Origin of the sequence: Nonomuraea sp. NPDC051191, from assembly GCF_044455665.1 — a bacterium.
Taxonomy (GTDB): domain Bacteria; phylum Actinomycetota; class Actinomycetes; order Streptosporangiales; family Streptosporangiaceae; genus Nonomuraea.
Genome location: NZ_JBITEZ010000003.1, coordinates 372,012 through 387,727 on the forward strand (window position 1 = coordinate 372,012; position 15,716 = coordinate 387,727).

14 protein-coding genes are annotated in these 15,716 nt (G+C 72.4%); 3 read left to right on the forward strand and 11 right to left on the reverse strand.

Features of this window, described 5'->3' with window-relative positions; translation table 11 throughout:
• Window positions 1-56: 56 nt before the first annotated feature.
• Entirely contained in the window at window positions 57-1,481 is a 1,425-nt protein-coding gene (locus ACIA8R_RS10195) for a penicillin-binding transpeptidase domain-containing protein (RefSeq protein WP_397037737.1), read from the reverse strand.
• Between the two features lie 36 nt (window positions 1,482-1,517).
• Complete coding sequence (locus tag ACIA8R_RS10200; RefSeq protein ID WP_357697748.1) at window positions 1,518-1,877, reverse strand: MerR family transcriptional regulator; 360 nt, start codon at window positions 1,875-1,877, stop codon at window positions 1,518-1,520.
• An 80-nt stretch (window positions 1,878-1,957) separates the two neighbouring features.
• Between ACIA8R_RS10200 and ACIA8R_RS10205 the strand changes: the two genes are divergently transcribed.
• Complete coding sequence (locus ACIA8R_RS10205) at window positions 1,958-2,881, forward strand: aldo/keto reductase (protein ID WP_364084944.1); 924 nt, start codon at window positions 1,958-1,960, stop codon at window positions 2,879-2,881.
• 5 nt (window positions 2,882-2,886) lie between these two features.
• On the opposite strand, the gene ACIA8R_RS10210 is transcribed toward ACIA8R_RS10205, so the two are convergent.
• Entirely contained in the window at window positions 2,887-3,525 is a 639-nt protein-coding gene (locus ACIA8R_RS10210; protein ID WP_357697746.1) for a TetR family transcriptional regulator, read from the reverse strand.
• An 88-nt stretch (window positions 3,526-3,613) separates the two neighbouring features.
• Here ACIA8R_RS10210 and ACIA8R_RS10215 point away from each other — a divergent pair, with 88 nt between their 5' ends.
• Window positions 3,614-4,927 carry a GH1 family beta-glucosidase gene (locus tag ACIA8R_RS10215; RefSeq protein WP_357697744.1) on the forward strand — a complete coding sequence of 438 codons (1,314 nt, stop codon included), beginning with the start codon at window positions 3,614-3,616 and terminating at the stop codon, window positions 4,925-4,927.
• Here the strand turns inward: ACIA8R_RS10215 and ACIA8R_RS10220 are convergent.
• On the reverse strand, window positions 4,909-5,805 hold the full coding sequence (locus ACIA8R_RS10220) for a coiled-coil domain-containing protein (RefSeq protein ID WP_397037740.1): 897 nt from the start codon (window positions 5,803-5,805) through the stop codon (window positions 4,909-4,911). The genes ACIA8R_RS10215 and ACIA8R_RS10220 overlap by 19 nt on opposite strands.
• Before the next feature lie 247 nt (window positions 5,806-6,052).
• Between ACIA8R_RS10220 and ACIA8R_RS10225 the strand changes: the two genes are divergently transcribed.
• Window positions 6,053-7,486 carry an aldehyde dehydrogenase gene (locus ACIA8R_RS10225; protein WP_357697740.1) on the forward strand — a complete coding sequence of 478 codons (1,434 nt, stop codon included), beginning with the start codon at window positions 6,053-6,055 and terminating at the stop codon, window positions 7,484-7,486.
• Between the two features lie 221 nt (window positions 7,487-7,707).
• Here ACIA8R_RS10225 and ACIA8R_RS10230 read toward each other — a convergent pair whose 3' ends face one another.
• The 7 genes from ACIA8R_RS10230 to ACIA8R_RS10260 form a co-directional block, all read right to left on the reverse strand.
• Window positions 7,708-8,460, reverse strand: a complete 753-nt coding sequence (locus tag ACIA8R_RS10230; RefSeq protein ID WP_397037742.1) for an alpha/beta hydrolase — start codon at window positions 8,458-8,460, stop codon at window positions 7,708-7,710.
• A gap of 10 nt (window positions 8,461-8,470) precedes the next feature.
• Window positions 8,471-10,894 carry a LuxR C-terminal-related transcriptional regulator gene (locus ACIA8R_RS10235; RefSeq protein ID WP_397037744.1) on the reverse strand — a complete coding sequence of 808 codons (2,424 nt, stop codon included), beginning with the start codon at window positions 10,892-10,894 and terminating at the stop codon, window positions 8,471-8,473.
• A 25-nt stretch (window positions 10,895-10,919) separates the two neighbouring features.
• Entirely contained in the window at window positions 10,920-11,360 is a 441-nt protein-coding gene (locus ACIA8R_RS10240) for an AMP-binding protein (RefSeq protein WP_397037746.1), read from the reverse strand.
• Between the two features lie 56 nt (window positions 11,361-11,416).
• The gene (locus ACIA8R_RS10245; RefSeq protein ID WP_397037748.1) at window positions 11,417-13,837 is read right to left on the reverse strand and encodes a LuxR C-terminal-related transcriptional regulator; all 2,421 of its coding nucleotides are present in this window, start codon (window positions 13,835-13,837) and stop codon (window positions 11,417-11,419) included.
• A 52-nt stretch (window positions 13,838-13,889) separates the two neighbouring features.
• Window positions 13,890-14,636, reverse strand: a complete 747-nt coding sequence (locus ACIA8R_RS10250; RefSeq protein ID WP_357697732.1) for an AMP-binding protein — start codon at window positions 14,634-14,636, stop codon at window positions 13,890-13,892.
• A 55-nt stretch (window positions 14,637-14,691) separates the two neighbouring features.
• Window positions 14,692-15,099 carry a divalent metal cation transporter gene (locus ACIA8R_RS10255; RefSeq protein WP_397037750.1) on the reverse strand — a complete coding sequence of 136 codons (408 nt, stop codon included), beginning with the start codon at window positions 15,097-15,099 and terminating at the stop codon, window positions 14,692-14,694.
• Between the two features lie 262 nt (window positions 15,100-15,361).
• Window positions 15,362-15,541, reverse strand: coding sequence for a hypothetical protein (locus tag ACIA8R_RS10260; protein WP_397037752.1), 180 nt, complete (start codon window positions 15,539-15,541; stop codon window positions 15,362-15,364).
• Between the last annotated feature and the right edge of the window lie 175 nt (window positions 15,542-15,716).

Genomic DNA, 15,716 nt, shown 5'->3' on the forward strand with positions numbered 1-15,716 from the left:
CATCAACTACCGTTCGCGCCCAGACTCAAATCTGTGGGGAACTCGGCCGACGGCGGTCAGGCGAGCGCCGCCTCCAGCACCGCGCGGGCGACCCCGGCCACCGCCGCGGCCCGGGGGCCCGGGTCCTCCAGCACCACGCCGACGGCCACCTCGGGGGCCCGCACCGGGGCGAACGCCGTGGCCAGCGCGTGCTCTCCGTCCGCCACCGCGATCTTGGCGGCCACCTCGACGCCGGGGACGGCCACCGCCGCGCCCGGCCCGCCCGCGTGCGTCACCGTGGTCATCATCGCGGCCAGGTAGCGGGCCTGGGCGGGCGTCATGGTGGTGCGGTACGGCGTCGACCCCGCCTGGCCGAGCATCGAGCCGTCCGGCAGGCTCACCTCCTCCACCAGGTACGGCCGCATCAGCACGCCGTTGTTGGCCACGGCCGCCGACAACATCGCGACCATCAGCGGGGTGGCCCGGTCCTGGTCGTGGCCGACGGCCGACAGGGCGGTCCGGGCCCGGTCCATACCCTGCGGGAACGTGCTGGGCGTCGCGGCCAGCGGCACCCGCAGTCCCCTGTCGCCGAACCCGAACGCCTCGGCCTGGTCCCTCAGGATGTCCTGGCCGAGCTGCACCCCGATGCCCGCGTACGCGGTGTCGCACGAGGTCTGGAAGGCGCGCAGCAACGTGGGACGGGCCCTGCCGCACGGCCCGGCGAGCGGGGCGGGCAGCCGCAGGCGGACGGCGGCGTCCACGGGCGCCGTGGGCGTGTACTCGCCCGAGGCCAGCGCGGCGGCCGTCGTCACCAGCTTGAACGTGGCCCCCGGCGGATAGACCTGGTTGAGCGCCCGGTTCAGCAGCGGCCGTCCGAGTGCCTCCCGCAGCCGGCCGAGCGTGGCGTCGAGCCGGGCGGGGTCGAAGGTGGCCAGGGCGTTGGGGTCGTAGGACGGGTAGCTGGCCAGGGCGAGGATCGCGCCGGTCGCCGGGTCGAGGGCCACGGCCGCGCCGGGCACGCCGGCGGCCTCCAGCGCGTGGTAGGCGGCCCACTGGGTGCGCTGGGCGATGGTCAGCCGTACGTCGGCGCCGGCCACGTCGCCGTCGCTGACCATCGAGCGCACCTTGACCTTGGCGTCGTCGCCGGACAGGACGCCGTCCTCGGCCTCCTCCACGCCCGTGGAGCGGTAGAGGGACATGTAGCCGGTGACGGGGGCGTAGAGCTCGCCGTCGGTGTAGACCCGCTGGAACCGGTACGGGCTGCCGGCGGGCGCCGGGCGGCTCCTGGCCATGGTCGCGCCGTCGTAGGTCAGGATGTCGCCGCGCGGACGGGCGAACCGGGCGATGAGCGAGCGTTCGTTGCGCCGGTCGGCGTTGAGCGCCCGCGTCCCGAACGCCTGGACGACCGTGATGTGGGCCAGCAGGACGAACAGCATGGCCGCGCAGGAGGCGGCCAGGTGGCGCAGCGGGACGTTGATCCGCTTCGCCCTGGTGACGGCCATGGTCTTTGGTCTAACAACCGGACCACCAAGGCAGGGCTACAGAACGCTGCGGTAGTAGGAAATCTTGCGGTGGATGTAGTCCTGGCGCTCGGTCAGGTTGGCGATCTGGGCCTGGACCTGCCGGTCGTGCTCCTCCAGGAGCCTGATGCGGTCGGGGATCGTCCGGTCGCCGCCGCGTACGAGCTCGGCGAAGCGCAGCAGCATGGCGATGGGCATGCCCGTGTCGCGCAGGCATCGGATCATGCCGAGCCAGCCGACGTCCTCCTCGCTGAACCTGCGCTGACCGGCCGCGTTGCGCTCGATGCGCTCCAGCAGGCCGATCTTCTCGTAGTAGCGCAGAGTGTCGAGGCTGAAGCCGGTCTCCTCGACGACCTCGGCGGGTGTGTACACGCTCACGCTCCCCAGTCTTTCACCTGGAGCGCACTCCAGGTCAACGGCTTGACATGGAGTGCGCTCCAGGTCAGAGGGTCTGGCCCATGAACATCGCACTCGGCACGATCCCGTTCGGCACCGGCGTCGGCCTGCGGGAGACCTTCGCCATCCTCGACCGCTTCCAGGACGCCGGCGGCACCATGCTGGACACCGCCAACAACTACCCCTTCTGGGACGAGGGCCGCACCGGGGACGAGAGCGAGGAGGCCGTCGGGGCCTGGCTGGCCGCGCGCGGCAACCGGGACCGGATCTTCATCGGCACCAAGGGCGGGGCCCGGCCGACCGTGCCCGGCGACCGCACACTCGGCTCGGCCGAGGGCCTGTCGGCGGCGGCCGTCACGCGGGCCGCCGAAGGCAGCCTCCGGAGGCTGCGGACGGACCACATCGACCTGTACTGGTCGCACATCGAGGACCGTTCGGTGCCGCTGTCGGAGACGCTGGGCGCCCTGAACACGCTGGCCGAACAGGGCAAGGTCCGCGCGCTGGGAGCGAGCAACATCGCCGCCTGGCGGCTGGAGCGGGCCAGGAACGTCTCAGGCGCGCGCGGCTGGCTGCCGTACGGTCATGTGCAGCTCCGCCACACCTACCTGCGCCCGCGGCCCTTCACCCGGCTCCCGGAGGGCGGCCACACGCTGGCCTCGGACGAGACCCTCGACTACGTCGCCGCCGAGCCGGACGTGACGTTGTGGGCCTACAACACGCTGATGTCGGGGGCGTACACGCGGGCGGACCGGCCGATGCCGGAGATCTACGACCACCCGGGCACGGCCCGCCGCCTGGCCGTGCTGCGCGAGGTCGCCGGCGAGCTGGGCGCGACGCCCAACCAGGTGGTGCTGGCGTGGCTGATGGCCGACGGCCACGTGCCCGTGGTGGGCGTGTCCACGACGGCCCAGCTCGACGAGGTCGTCGGCGCGGCGGACGTCAAGCTGGACGCCGAGCTGCACGCCCGCCTCGGCGCGGTCGCCTGACGGGATCAGGGCAGGTGGTCGGCGAGATAGCGGCGGACGAGCTGCTTGCACTCGGCGATCAGGTCGGCGTCGCCGTCGGGATCGACCCGGAAGGCGAGCTTGAGCACGGCGTCCGTGGCCTCGACGGCCACCACGAGCGCCCGGTCGAGCCCGGGGCCGGCGGGCGCGTGGAGCAGGGCGAGGGTGAGCGCGCGCAGCCGGTCGGCCACGATGACGTTGTTGTCGAGGGCGCTGTCGAGCGTGCGCTTGGTGCCCTCCAGCGGCGGCCCGCCGGGGGTGGGCAGCACCTCGCCGAAGTCGACCACCCCGAACCCCGGGGTGGTGCGTTTCATGTCGACGAACTCGTCGATGGCCAGGTCGACCAGGTCGGTCCAGTGGCCGAGGTCGGCCTCGGCGATGCGCTGGGTGACCCGCTGGAGGAACGCCTCCAGGTTGCGCAGCGCGAGGGCGCGCACCAGGCCCTGCTTGTCGCGGAAGAACTGGTAGAAGGTGCCGATGGGGACCTCGGCGCGGCGCGCGACCTCCTTCGTGGTCAACGCCTCGTAGCCGACCTCGTCGAGCAGGAGCGCGCACTCGTCGAGCATCCGCTCCACCCGCTCCACGCTCCGGCGCTGGGCGGGACGGCGGCGCAAGGTACTCGTCATGCTCCCCATCCTGGCTTATTACCAGCAGGTACAGACCGGCCTCTTTGCCGTCCGTTAACATGAGCCATACTCGCATAAAGGAGCCGAGATGTTCTTATGGGGTACGGCGACCGCCGCCTACCAGATCGAGGGCGCGGTGACCGAGGACGGCCGGGGCGCGTCCGTCTGGGACACCTTCGCCCACGAGCCCGGCCGCACCAGGGACGGCCACACCGGCGACGTGGCCTGCGACCACTACCACCGCTGGCCCGAGGACATCGGGCTCATGTCCGGCCTCGGCGTGAACGCCTACCGCTTCTCCATCGCCTGGCCGCGCGTGCAGCCCCTCGGCGCCGGCGAGGTCAACCCCAAGGGCCTCGACTTCTACGAACGCCTGACCGACGGCCTGCTGGCGGCCGGCATCCAGCCCGTGCCCACGCTCTTCCACTGGGACCTCCCCCAGGCCCTCCAGGACGAGGGCGGCTGGACGAACCGCGACACGGCCGGACGCTTCGCCGACTACGCCGCGATCGTCGCCGAGCGCCTGGCCGACCGCATCCCCCTGTGGATCACCCTGAACGAGCCCTTCGTCCACATGGCCTTCGGCCACGCCATGGGCATCCACGCCCCCGGCCAGGCCCTCCTGCTCGACGCCCTTCCCGTGGCCCACCACCAGCTCCTCGGCCACGGCCTGGCGGTCGGGGCCCTGCGGGCGGCGGGCGCGCGGCAGGTGGCCATCACCAACAACTGCACGCCGGTCTGGGCCGCCTCGCAGGAGGAGGCGGACGTCAGGGCCGCCGACGCCTACGACGTCCTGCACAACCGCCTGTTCAACGACCCCGTGCTCCTGGGGAGCTATCCAGACCTCTCGGCCTACGTCCCCGCTCTGGACTTCCTGCGCGACGGCGACCTGGAGACCATCTCCGCCCCCCTGGACGCCCTCGGCATCAACTACTACAACCCCACCCGGATCGCCGCCCCGCCTCCCGGCGAGGTGCTCCCGTTCACCGACACCGGCCTCACCGGGTATCCCACCACCGCGTTCGGCTGGCCGGTCGTCCCCGACGGCCTGCGCGAGCTCCTGACCGGCCTCAAGGCCCGGTACGGCAGCGCGCTCCCGCCCATCCACATCACCGAGAACGGCTGCTCCCAGCCGGACGAGCTCACCCCGCGGGGAACCGTCGAGGACCAGGCCCGCATCGACTACCTGCGCGCCCACATCGACGCCGTCATGGCCGCCCGGGCCGAGGGCGTGGACGTGCGCGGCTACTTCGTCTGGTCGCTGCTGGACAACTTCGAGTGGGCCGAGGGCTACCACCAGCGCTTCGGCCTGGTGCACGTGGACTTCGCCACGGGCCGCCGCACCCCCAAGGCGTCCTACGCGTGGTACCGGGAGCGCGTCGCTCAGAACACCGACACGTGAACGTGGTCGTAGTGGTTGGCGGTCACGCCGCCCCGGTCGGACATGGGGTCCCAGCCCCCGCCTGACCGGATGTCGTAGTACCGCTGCTTCCAGATGATGTACATGACGCCGAGCCGCGAGCCGTTCCTGATGAGCCATTCGGCCAGGGCGTCCCCGCGGTCGGCGTCGGCCCCGGCGGCCATGGTGCCGCCGGGGGACATCATGAAGTCGCAGGCCCGGCCCTTGCCGTGCTCGCCGGGGTCGCCGGGGCGCAGGCAGCCCACGCCGTACTTCATCGGGAAGTTCTGCATGATCTCGGCGCGGACCGCGATCAGTCGCGGGGTCAGGCCGTCGGCGCCGCCGGGCTGCTGGAAGCCGTACTTGGCGAGCAGGCGCTCGATCTCGCGCCGCTTGCCCTGAAGGGTCCTGATCTCCTTCTTCAGCTTGCTGATCTTGTCGTTGGCGTTGAGCTTGGCCTCTTTGGACTTCGCGATGAGCTGCTGGATGCTCTTGACGCGCTCGGTGCGCTCGGTGGCCATGTACGACATGTTCGCGGCCTGCCCGAGCGCGATGGCCGGGTCGACGCTCAGGCCGAAGAGCTGCACGCCGTCGAGGGGGCCGTTGACGTAGGTCTGCCGCGCGATGTCGGCCACGTCGGCCTGGGCCGCGGCCAGGCGTGCCGCCAGGTCGCCGGAGGTGTCGGTGGCGTTCTTGGCCTGGACCCTGATCTCCTCCAGGCTCTGGATCTGGCCGCGGTAGAGGTCGTTGAGCCGGGACGCCTGTTTGGTGAGTCTGCGCAGCTCATCGATGTTGGGATCGGCCGACGCCGGCCGCGGGAAGGGGAAGCCGAGCAGCCCGGAGAGGACGACGACGACCGCGGCGAGCCGCCAGATCCTCACACCCGTCCCCTCCTCGCATAGACGGACCGAAACTATAGAAGATGATCTTGATTGCTGTCATCCGAACGTGCCAAGTGGCGCACCTTTGGCGAAGTTCATGGTCTTGTGTCGGAAACAGCGAGGACCACTTGCCGGCGCCCGGAGGGTTGCGGCACGCCCCTCTTGCGTGTACGGACAGAACATGGTTCGGTCGCCTTGAGGCGTACGGCCAACAAGCAAGCATTCGGTCAAGCAGGAGGCTCACGACATGCGCCAGCACGACAAGCTGTTCATCGGGGGCGAATGGGTGACCCCCGCGGGCACCGGGACGATCGACGTCATCTCCCCGCACACCGAGGAGGTCGTGGGCCGCGTCCCCGACAGCACGGCCGAGGACGTGAACCGCGCGGTGGCCGCCGCCCGCCAGGCGTTCGACCACGGGCCGTGGCCGCGCATGACGTTCGCCGAGCGGGCCGCCGTGATCGAGCGGCTGGCCGCGATCTACAACGAGCGGCAGGGCGAGATGGCCGCCCTGATCACCGAGGAGATGGGCTCGCCCATCACCTTCTCCAACCTCGCCCAGGCGCCGCAGCCGCTCGGCATGCTGCAGTTCTACGCCGGGCTGGGCAAGGAGTTCGCGCAGGAGGAGGAGCGTCCGGGGCTGTTCGGGCCGATCACCGTGCGGCGCGAGCCGGTCGGCGTCGTCGCGGCGATCGTGCCCTGGAACGTGCCCCAGTTCGTGACCATGACCAAGGTCGCGCCGGCCCTGCTGGCCGGGTGCGCGATCGTGCTCAAGCCCGCGCCCGAGACGCCGCTGGACGCGTACCTGCTGGCCGAGTGGGCGGCCGAGGCCGGGATCCCGGCGGGCGTGCTCAACATCGTGCCCGCCGGACGCGAGGTGGGCGAGCACCTTGTCTCGCACCCCGGCGTCGACAAGGTGGCGTTCACCGGCTCCACCGCCGCGGGCCGCCGCATCGCCTCCATCTGCGGCGAGCAGCTCAAGCGGGTCAGCCTGGAGCTCGGCGGCAAGTCCGCCGCGATCATCCTGGACGACGCCGACCTCCAGGCCGGCATGGGCTTCCTGGCCATGGCCACGCTGATGAACAACGGCCAGGCGTGCGTCGCCCAGACCCGCATCCTGGCCTCGCGCAGCCGGTACGACGAGGTCGTGGACGCCGTGGCCGCCATGGTCAACTCCCAGCCCGTCGGCGACCCGGCCGACCCGGCGACCGGCATCGGCCCGCTGGTGGCCAAACGCCAGCAGGAACGCGTCGAGGGCTACATCAAGATCGGCATGGACGAGGGCGCCAAGGTCGTCGTCGGCGGCCTCGACCGTCCCCGCGACCGCGGCTGGTACGTCGCCCCCACGGTCTTCGCCAACGTCAGCAACGACATGCGCATCGCCCGCGAGGAGATCTTCGGCCCGGTCCTGGCGGTGATCCCGTACGAGGACGAGGCCGACGCCCTCCGTATCGCCAACGACAGCGACTACGGCCTGGCCGGCACGGTCTGGACGGCCGACACCGAGCGCGGCATGAACGTCGCCCGCCAGGTGCGCACCGGCACCTACGGCGTCAACTGCTTCATGCTGGAGTCGAACGCGCCCTTCGGCGGCTACAAGGCCAGCGGCATCGGCCGCGAGCTGGGCCCCGAGGGCCTCAACGGCTACCTGGAGTACAAGACGATCGCCCGGCTGGGCTGAGAACGGCGGACGGGAGGGGCCCCGCGCGCCGCGAGGCCCCTCCCGGGCCGGGAAGGCACCCAGCGTGCCCCCGCGACGCTAGGTGCCGGATCGGCCGCCTACAGTGGGCGACTGCCCGACTACTGAAGTATGTCCCACGGCCACCGCACAGGCGGTTTCCTTCCCCAGGGACTTTTCTCCCGGCGGATCCTTTCCATCCGCCTTAGGTAGACGCGTATTACTCACGAAAGGTTCGAGGAGATCCATTTACCGATACGCCGGATGAGTTCGGGGCTGGCGGCCGACTCCGCGTGCCCGTAGCCGGGCTCGATCCACAGCTCCTTGGGCTCGCGGGCGCCGTCGTAGAGCTGGTGGGCGTGGTCCAGCGGGAAGAAGGCGTCGGCGTCGCCGTGCACGATCAGCAGCGGCGCGGGCGAGACCAGGGCGGCCGCCTCGTGCGGCGGCATCGGGATCGGGTCCCACTGCCCACTGGCGATCCTGGTGCGCTTGGCCACCCGCGCGGCGAACCTGCCGAACGGCTGCTCGATGGCCCAGTGGACCTGGCGCATGGGCTTGGTGCCCCGGTAGTACCAGCGGGCCGGGCCGCTGACGGCCGCCACCGCGTCCACGCCCCGGCGCAGCGCCGCATGCCGTACGGCCACCGCCGCGCCCATGGAGAAGCCCACGACCGCGATCCGGCGGTAGCCGACCACCCGGGCATGCCGTACGGCCGCCTCCACGTCGAGGATCTCCAGGTCGCCCACGGTCGTCTCGCCCCCCGAACGGCCGTGCCCGCGGAAGTCGAACGCGAGCACACCGCCGTAGCCGCTGAGCACGTGCGCGATGCGGCGGGCGGTGCGCTCGCGCCACGACCCGGTGAAGCCGTGCGCCATGACGATCCCGATGTCCCCGGCCGCCGAGGGCGTGTGGACGGCGTCGATGCGCACACCGTCCTCGGTTCTGAGCATCACCGGGAAATTGGGCGCGAAAGGCATGAATACCAGCTTATGTGGGGTGCGATTCGAGGCCGTGCTCGGTGGCCCACACCGCGATCTGCGCCCGGGAGGCGAAGCCCAGCTTCTCCATGATGTTGGCTACGTGCCGGGCCACGGTGGCCGGGCTGATCACCAGCTTCAGCGCGATGGCCCGGTTGCTCAGCCCGCCCGTGAGCAGCGCGGCGATCTCCAGCTCCCGGCCGGTCAGCCCGCTCTGCCAGGAGCCGTTCATCGGCCGGGGCCCGCCCGCCGGGACGGCCTGGCCGGGGTCGAGCACGCGCCTGGCGACCTCCTCGGGCGACTGCCGGGCGCCCTTGGCCCACAGCAGCGACACCCGCCCCTCGCCGAGCCCGCCCCTGGCCCGGGTGAGCAGCTCCTGGACCGGGCCGGGGACGCCGTACTGGCCGATGGCCTCGCGCAGCGCGGTCGCGGCGGCGGCGGCCAGCACCGCGCCCTCCAGGTCGCCCTGCTCGCCCGCCAGCGCCGACATGGCCATCAGCGCCCGCACCACGCCCCTGCGCTGGCCGGTGCGGGTGCTCAGCTCCAGGCTCGCGGCCAGATGCAGCCGGGCGGCCGGATAGTCGTGCATCCGCGCCGACACCCGGCCCAGCTTGGCCTGGCAGCGGGCCAGCTCGACCCGGTTGCCCATGTCCTCCAGCAGCGGCAGGGCCGAGGTGTGGCAGGTCACGGCGGCCTCCAGGTCGCCCGCGGCCTCGGCCACCGCGCCCAGGTGGGTCAGCGCCCTGGCCAGCGTCCAGTGGTGGCCGGCCTCCCTGGCCAGGGCCAGCGCCTCCTCGCCGCGCCGGCGGGCCTGGCGGAGCTGGCCGCGGAAGAGCGCCAGGTTGAGCTGGGCGATGCGGACCGTGGCCAGGTTGAACGGGTCGTCGTGCGCGGTGGCCGCCGCCTCCAGCTCCTCCAGGTAACGCAGCGCCTTCTCGCTCTGACCGGTGCGGAAGAACACGGCAAGCGCGACGCTGTAGGTGACGCCCAGCCAGTGGGTGTACGGATGCCGCTTCTGCTCCTCGACGCCCTGCACCACCAGCTCTTCCGCACGGGCCAGCTCGTCGCAGATCTCCAGCCCGTACGCCAGGCCGCCCTTGGCCACGGCGACCACGTCGGAGGGCACCCGCGACAGGTCGAGGGCGAGCAGCCGCCGGTGCCAGCCGACGGTCTCGCCCAGCTCACCGCGTACGGCCAGGATCGCCAGGGCGGCGCGGGCCAGGCGCAGCCCGAGCACCGGGTCGGCCGACTCCACCGCCCGCTCCACCGCCGCCCGGCAGTCGTCCATCAGCGCGCGGCCCCTGGCGAAGTGGGGGACGCGGGCGGGCCAGGGCATGCGAGGGTCGAGCGCGCCGGCCTGGTAGCAGAACTCCATCTCCTCGCAGATCACCCGCAGGTGCCGGTCGCGCAGCCGCGTCAGCTCGCCCGCCTCGGCCAGCCGCTCGGCGGCGTACTGCCTGATGGTCTCCAGGAGGCGGTAGCGCCCGTCGTGGTGGAGCACCAGCGACTTGTCCACCAGGCCGCTGAGCAGGTCGAGCAGCTCGGCCCTGCGCACGATGCCGCCGTCGGCGCACACCCGCTCGGCCACGGCCAGGTCGAACAGCCCGGCGAAGACCGACAGGCGGCGCAGCAGCACCCGCTCCTTGGGCCGCAGCAGGTCGTGGCTCCACTCGACGGTGGCCAGCAGCGTGCGCTGCCGGGCGGGCGCGGTACGGTCGCCCCTGGTCAGCAGGGTGAACCGGTCGCCGATGCGGTCGGCGATGCGGCCGGGGCTCATCAGGCTCGTCCGGGCCGCCGCCAGCTCCAGCGCCAGCGGCAACCCGTCGAGCGCCCGGCACAGGCGGACGACATCGTCCATGCTGCCGGTCACCGAACGGGCCCCCGCCGCCAGCGCCCGCTCGACGAACAGCAGCACGGACTCGGCGTCGGGGTGGTGGTCGTCGGGCAGTTCGAGCGGCGGCACCCGCCAGACCAGCTCGCCGGGGATGTGCAGCGGCTCCCGGCTGGTGAGCAGGAAGCGCAGCTCGGGGCAGTCGGCGATCAGACCGGCGACCAGCTCGGCGCACCGGTCGACCAGATGCTCGCAGTTGTCCAGCACGATCAGCGCCCTGGCCTCGCGCAGCCGTACCCGCAGGCCGTCGAGCAGCCGCCCGGGGGCCTCGTCGCGGACGCCGAGCACGCCGGCCATCTCGTTGACGATCAGCGCCGGGTCCGCCACGCGGGCCAGCTCTACCAGCCAGACGCCGTCGGCGAAGCCCGGCGCGGCCCTGGCCGCCACCCGCAGCGACAGGCGGGTCTTGCCGATGCCGCCGATGCCGCTGAGCGTGACCACGCGTTCGTCGTGGACCAGCGTGCTCAGCTCGATCAGGTCGCGCCCGCGGCCGACGAAACGGTTGGGCTCTGCGGGCAGGTTGTGCGGAACTGGCGGAGTCATGTCGGTGCCCAGGGTCAGCGGAGGATCACATTTCCGCTAAGTCTCCACCTCCGGCCGGGTCCGCGCGATCACTTTCCGTGGACTGTCCGCGACTGTTCGGATACGGATGCCGTCCGTTCAGCTCGGCGACGCTCATCACGATCCGCACCCGTGACTCCTCGGCCGCCTCCAGCGCCGCCGGCACGTCGGAGATCATGACCCGCGCGCCGCTGGCCCGGATGCGCTCACCCAGCCCGGCGCGGTCGAGGTCCACGGGCACCGGCCAGACGACGCCGCCCGCCGCCATCACCGCGTCGGCCGCCACCAGCAGGTCGGGCCCGACGGGCAGGCAGACGAGCACCGTGTCGCCCGCGCGCACGCCTCTGCGCCGCAACTGGACGGTCGCGATCGCCGACCGCTCGTCCAGTTGCTTCTCGGTGAGCTCCAGGCCCGTGCCCGCGTCCACCATGACGATGTGCTCATCCATGGCGTCCACGGTAGGGAGGGGGTCACGTGCCTACATGGGGCGGAATATGCAGATCCCTATGCAGAAGCGCTGGGGTGCTCGGCGGCCCACACCGCGATCTGGGCGCGGGAGGTGTAACCCAGCTTCTCCATGATGTTGGCGATGTGCCGGGCGACCGTCGCGGGGCTGATCACCAGCTCCTCGGCGATGGCCCGGTTGGACAGACCCCGGGTGAGCAGGCCGGCGATCTCCAGCTCGCGCGCGGTCAGCAGCGAGTGCCTGACCGGCTCGGCCGCCACGGGCGGCGGGGACGCCGGCCGCTCCCCCGCCAGCACCTGGAGGGCCGCGGCGTCGGGGCTCATCGCCCGGCCGCGGGACCACAGCGAGGCCGTGCGGCCCTCGCCGAGCTTGGCGCGGGCGCGCGAGAGCAGCTCCTCGATCCTGATCGTGGCCGAGTGCTGGCCGATCGACTCGCGCAGCGTGGCCGCGGCGGCGGCGGCCAGCACCGCGCCGTCGAGGTCGCCCTCGTGCTCGGCCAGCACCGACAGGCCGGCCAGGCACCGGGCCACCCCCTGCCGCTGGCCGCTCTGCCGGCTCAGCGCGAGGCTGTCGGCCAGCCGCTCCCTGGCTGCGGCGAACTCGCCCAGCATGGCGGCCACCCGGCCGACCCTGGCCAGGCAGCGCGCCAGCTCCGAGTCGCTGCCCAGCTCCCACAACCACGGGACGGCCTGCTCGTACTGGGACTTGGCGGTCTCCAGGTCGCCGCGGGCCTCGGCCACCGCGCCGAGCTGGGCGGCCATCCTGGCCATGAGCCAGCGGTGGCCGTGCTCGCGCGCCCGCGCCAGGGCCTCGTCGCCCAGCCGCTGGGCCTCGCGCAGCCGGCCCCTGGTCAGCGCGACCGCCGACAGCCCGGCCAGCCCCGCCGCCTGGTTCCAGGCGTCGCCCGACTCGGTGGCGTCGGCCAGGCCCCGCTCGGCGTGGTGCAGCGCCTCGTCGATCCGGCCCATGCGCAGCAGGAGGATGACCACGAGGCTGTGCATGACGCAGCGCGTGAACGCGTTGCCGCCGTCGCCGCCGAGGCCCGCCAGGCTCTCGGTGGCCACCTCCAGCGACCGGCTGAGCTCGTCACGGGCCTCCAGCCCGTAGGCGAGGTACGCCTTGCCCTGCGCGACCTGCGCGTCGGGGACGAGTGACAGGTCGAGCGAGAGCAGCCGCTCGGTCCAGCCGACGATCTCCGTCAGGTTGCCGGAGATGGGCAGCAGGGCCGTGCTGGCGGCGCACAGCCGCAGGCCGAGCAGCGCGTTGCCGGACTCGGCGGCCCAGTCGAGGGCGGCCCGCTGGTCGTCGAGGAGCTGCTTGCCGGCCATCAGGCACTCCAGCCGCTCCGGCCAGGGCACGCCCGGCCGGACCATCTCGGTCGTGAAGTGGCGTTCCTGAAGGTCGCACAGGACGCTGAGATGCCGCTCGCGGACGGCCTCGCGCTCGCCGGCCCGGTCCAGCCGCTTCATCGCGTACCGCTTGATCGTCTCCAGCATCCGGTAGCGCCTGCGTTCCTCGTCGCACAGCACGAGGGACTTGTCGACCAGCCCGCCGAGCAGGTCGACGATCTCCGCCCGCGCGATGGGCGGCTCGGCGCAGACCTGCTCGGCCAGGTCGAGGTCGAAGTCGCGGGCGAAGACCGACAGCCTGCGCAGCAGCACCTGCTCCTTGGCCGACAGCAGGTCGTAGCTCCAGTCGACGGTGGCCAGCAGCGTGCGCTGCCGCGCCGGGGCGGTACGCCCGCCCGTGGTCAGCAGGGAGAAGCGGTCGTCGAGCCGGTCGGCGATCTGCCCGGGGCTGAGCAGGCTCGTACGGGCCGCCGCCAGCTCCAGGGCCAGGGGCAGCCCGTCGAGCGCCTGGCACAGGCGGACCACATCGGGCAGGGTGTCGTAGCCGAGCCGGGTGCCGGCGGCGGCGGCGCGGTCCATGAAGAGCTGCACCGACTCGGCGTCGGCGTACCCCATCTCGGGCAGGTCGAGCGGCGGCACCCGCCAGATCAGCTCGCTGGCGATGCGCAGCGGCTCCCTGCTGGTGGCCAGGACGCTCAGCCGGGGGCAGCAGGCGACCAGCTCGGCGGCCAGCTCGGCGCACCCGTCGATCAGATGTTCGCAGTTGTCGAGCAGCAGCAGGCAGCGCAGGTCGCGCAGCCGGGCGGTGACGGTGTCGAGCAGCGGGCGCCCGCTCTCCTCGCGCACCCGCAGCACCCGGGCGATCTCCTGGACGATCTGCTCGGGACGGCCGACCCGGGCCAGCTCGACCAGCCACACCCCGCCCGGATAGCCGCCCACCAGCCCGGCGGCCACCCGCAGGGCCAGCCGGGTCTTGCCGATGCCGCCGACGCCGCACAGCGTGACCACACGTGTCTCGCCGAACAGCCCGCGAAGGTCGTCGAGGTCGCGTTCGCGGCCCACGAACCGATTGGGCTCTGCTGGAAGGTTGTGCCGGGGGGCCTCTGGCATGTGTTCACCCTGCGTCGCCGAAGGATCACACTCTTCCACAGTGTCGCACTTTTCACAGGCCAAGCGAGCTGACGATCGCCCTTTCGTCCACAACGCGCAGAATGGGGTTGCCCAGCAGCCGCCTGGCGACGTCGTACGGCGCCACGACCATGGTGGCCCTGCGCTCGGCGGCCAGCACGCGGCAGCCGATGACGGTCGGCTCGTTGGCGGCGATCACCACGTGGGCGCCCGACATCAGGGCCAGGTCGAGCACCCGCAGCCCTTTGAGCAGGTCACCGGCCGCGTTGACGACGACGTCGTCCTTGCCGATCACCAGGCGGGCGGCCAGGTTGCGCAGGTCGGCGGCGAGCTCGTCGTGATCGAGGACGCGTCCTTCGCCCAGCGCCAGCGCCGCGCCCGCCAGCGGGCCGAACTCCACCGGGTTCGCGTTGAGCAGCCCGGCGAACGGGAGCGTGCCGGGCGAGGGACGGAAGGCGTAGACCCGGTCGGCGGCGACCGCGCCGAGGTCGCGAGGGCCGCGGGTGATCATCATGCGGGCCGGGCCCGAGCCGTTCAGCACGGCGACGCCGCCCGCCCAGGACACCGCGTGGACCGCCACCGTCAGGGACACGCCGAGCGGCAGATCGATGAGGACGCGGTCGCCGTAGGTCAGGCCGTCGCGCCGCAACCCGCCCGCCGCCCGGGTGACCCGCCTGGCGAACTGCGCGTACGACAGCACCTCGCCGGTCCTGACGTCGCTCACCGCCGGCTGGTCGCCCTTGCTCGGGGCCGAGCTCATCACCAGCTCTGTCCACGTCATGACGACAATGTAGGGATCGCTGCGGCTCCTGCCATGCACACAAATGTGCAACCTGCTATGTACGTCCCGGCTCGCGCTCGTACAGCTCGGTGAGGGGGGCGAGCCGGTCGGCGGGCACGTTCTGGCGCAGGCCGGCGGCGATCTCCAGGGCCAGCGACGCGCCGCCGATCTCCGCGGCCAGCGTGAGCAGGTTGATGAGGAACGACGCCGCCAGGTTGAGCAGTCCCGCCCGCGGGCCGAGCCGTTCGCGTACGAGGTCGAAGACGGGCCGGCCGGAGACCGCGGCGATCCGGCCGGACATCTCGGCGAACAGGCAGATGCCCACCACGCCGACCACCACGACCCACGCCAGCGACATCCCGAACCGGGCGCCGACCAGCGAGTTGGCCACGAGGTCGCCGATGTCCACGAAGCCGCCGACGGCACTGAGGATGCCGAGCGTGACGGCGAAGAGCTTCTTCACCCCAGCGACTCCAGCTCCCGCACCGCACCGGCGGGGTCCCGATCCGGTTCCGGCGGACCTGGATGAGCAGGTCGTCCACCAGGCTCTCGGCCCGCTGGATGCGGTCGAGCAGCCGGTCGCGCACCTGGTTCTCGGCCCGCTGGATGCGGTCGAGCAGCCGGTCGCGCACCTGGTCGGACCGCTCGGACGGCGGCTGGACCCCGCCGAACTGGTCGCCGACCGCGTCCAGCTCCCCGGCCGCGTCGGTGAGCAGGGTCTTCAGCTACGGCCTGGTCAGCTTGTGGGAGTTCTGCACGGCCAGGCGGACGATCCGCAGGGTCGAGGAGACGCTCTCGTCCGACTGCTCGGCCTTGAGCGCGTAGTCGTGGTCGTCCCAGGCGGGGCTCACGCAACCGGCCACGAGCAGTGCGAGCAGCACGAGGACGGCCGCGGCCCGCTTCACGTACGCCCTCGGAGCAGGAAGTAGGCCAGCAGCCCGAGAAGCGCGGCGAACTGCCCCCACGCGGCGAGCAGCACCAGTCCTTCGTCCCTCACGGTCGCTCACTGCCCGCCCGCCCGTGATCCATGCGGGGGGCGGGAATCAGACACCCCGGGCGGAACGTTCACCCGTACAGCGC

Coding starts and splice junctions, on each gene's coding strand:
- ACIA8R_RS10250 (WP_357697732.1), bottom strand. CDS start 14,636: ATGACGTGGACAGAGCTGGTGATGAGCTCGGCCCCGAGCAAGGGCGAC.
- ACIA8R_RS10235 (WP_397037744.1), bottom strand. CDS start 10,894: ATGACTCCGCCAGTTCCGCACAACCTGCCCGCAGAGCCCAACCGTTTC.
- ACIA8R_RS10205 (WP_364084944.1), top strand. CDS start 1,958: ATGAACATCGCACTCGGCACGATCCCGTTCGGCACCGGCGTCGGCCTG.
- ACIA8R_RS10230 (WP_397037742.1), bottom strand. CDS start 8,460: ATGCCTTTCGCGCCCAATTTCCCGGTGATGCTCAGAACCGAGGACGGT.
- ACIA8R_RS10215 (WP_357697744.1), top strand. CDS start 3,614: ATGTTCTTATGGGGTACGGCGACCGCCGCCTACCAGATCGAGGGCGCG.
- ACIA8R_RS10245 (WP_397037748.1), bottom strand. CDS start 13,837: ATGCCAGAGGCCCCCCGGCACAACCTTCCAGCAGAGCCCAATCGGTTC.
- ACIA8R_RS10195 (WP_397037737.1), bottom strand. CDS start 1,481: ATGGCCGTCACCAGGGCGAAGCGGATCAACGTCCCGCTGCGCCACCTG.
- ACIA8R_RS10240 (WP_397037746.1), bottom strand. CDS start 11,360: ATGGATGAGCACATCGTCATGGTGGACGCGGGCACGGGCCTGGAGCTC.
- ACIA8R_RS10225 (WP_357697740.1), top strand. CDS start 6,053: ATGCGCCAGCACGACAAGCTGTTCATCGGGGGCGAATGGGTGACCCCC.
- ACIA8R_RS10210 (WP_357697746.1), bottom strand. CDS start 3,525: ATGACGAGTACCTTGCGCCGCCGTCCCGCCCAGCGCCGGAGCGTGGAG.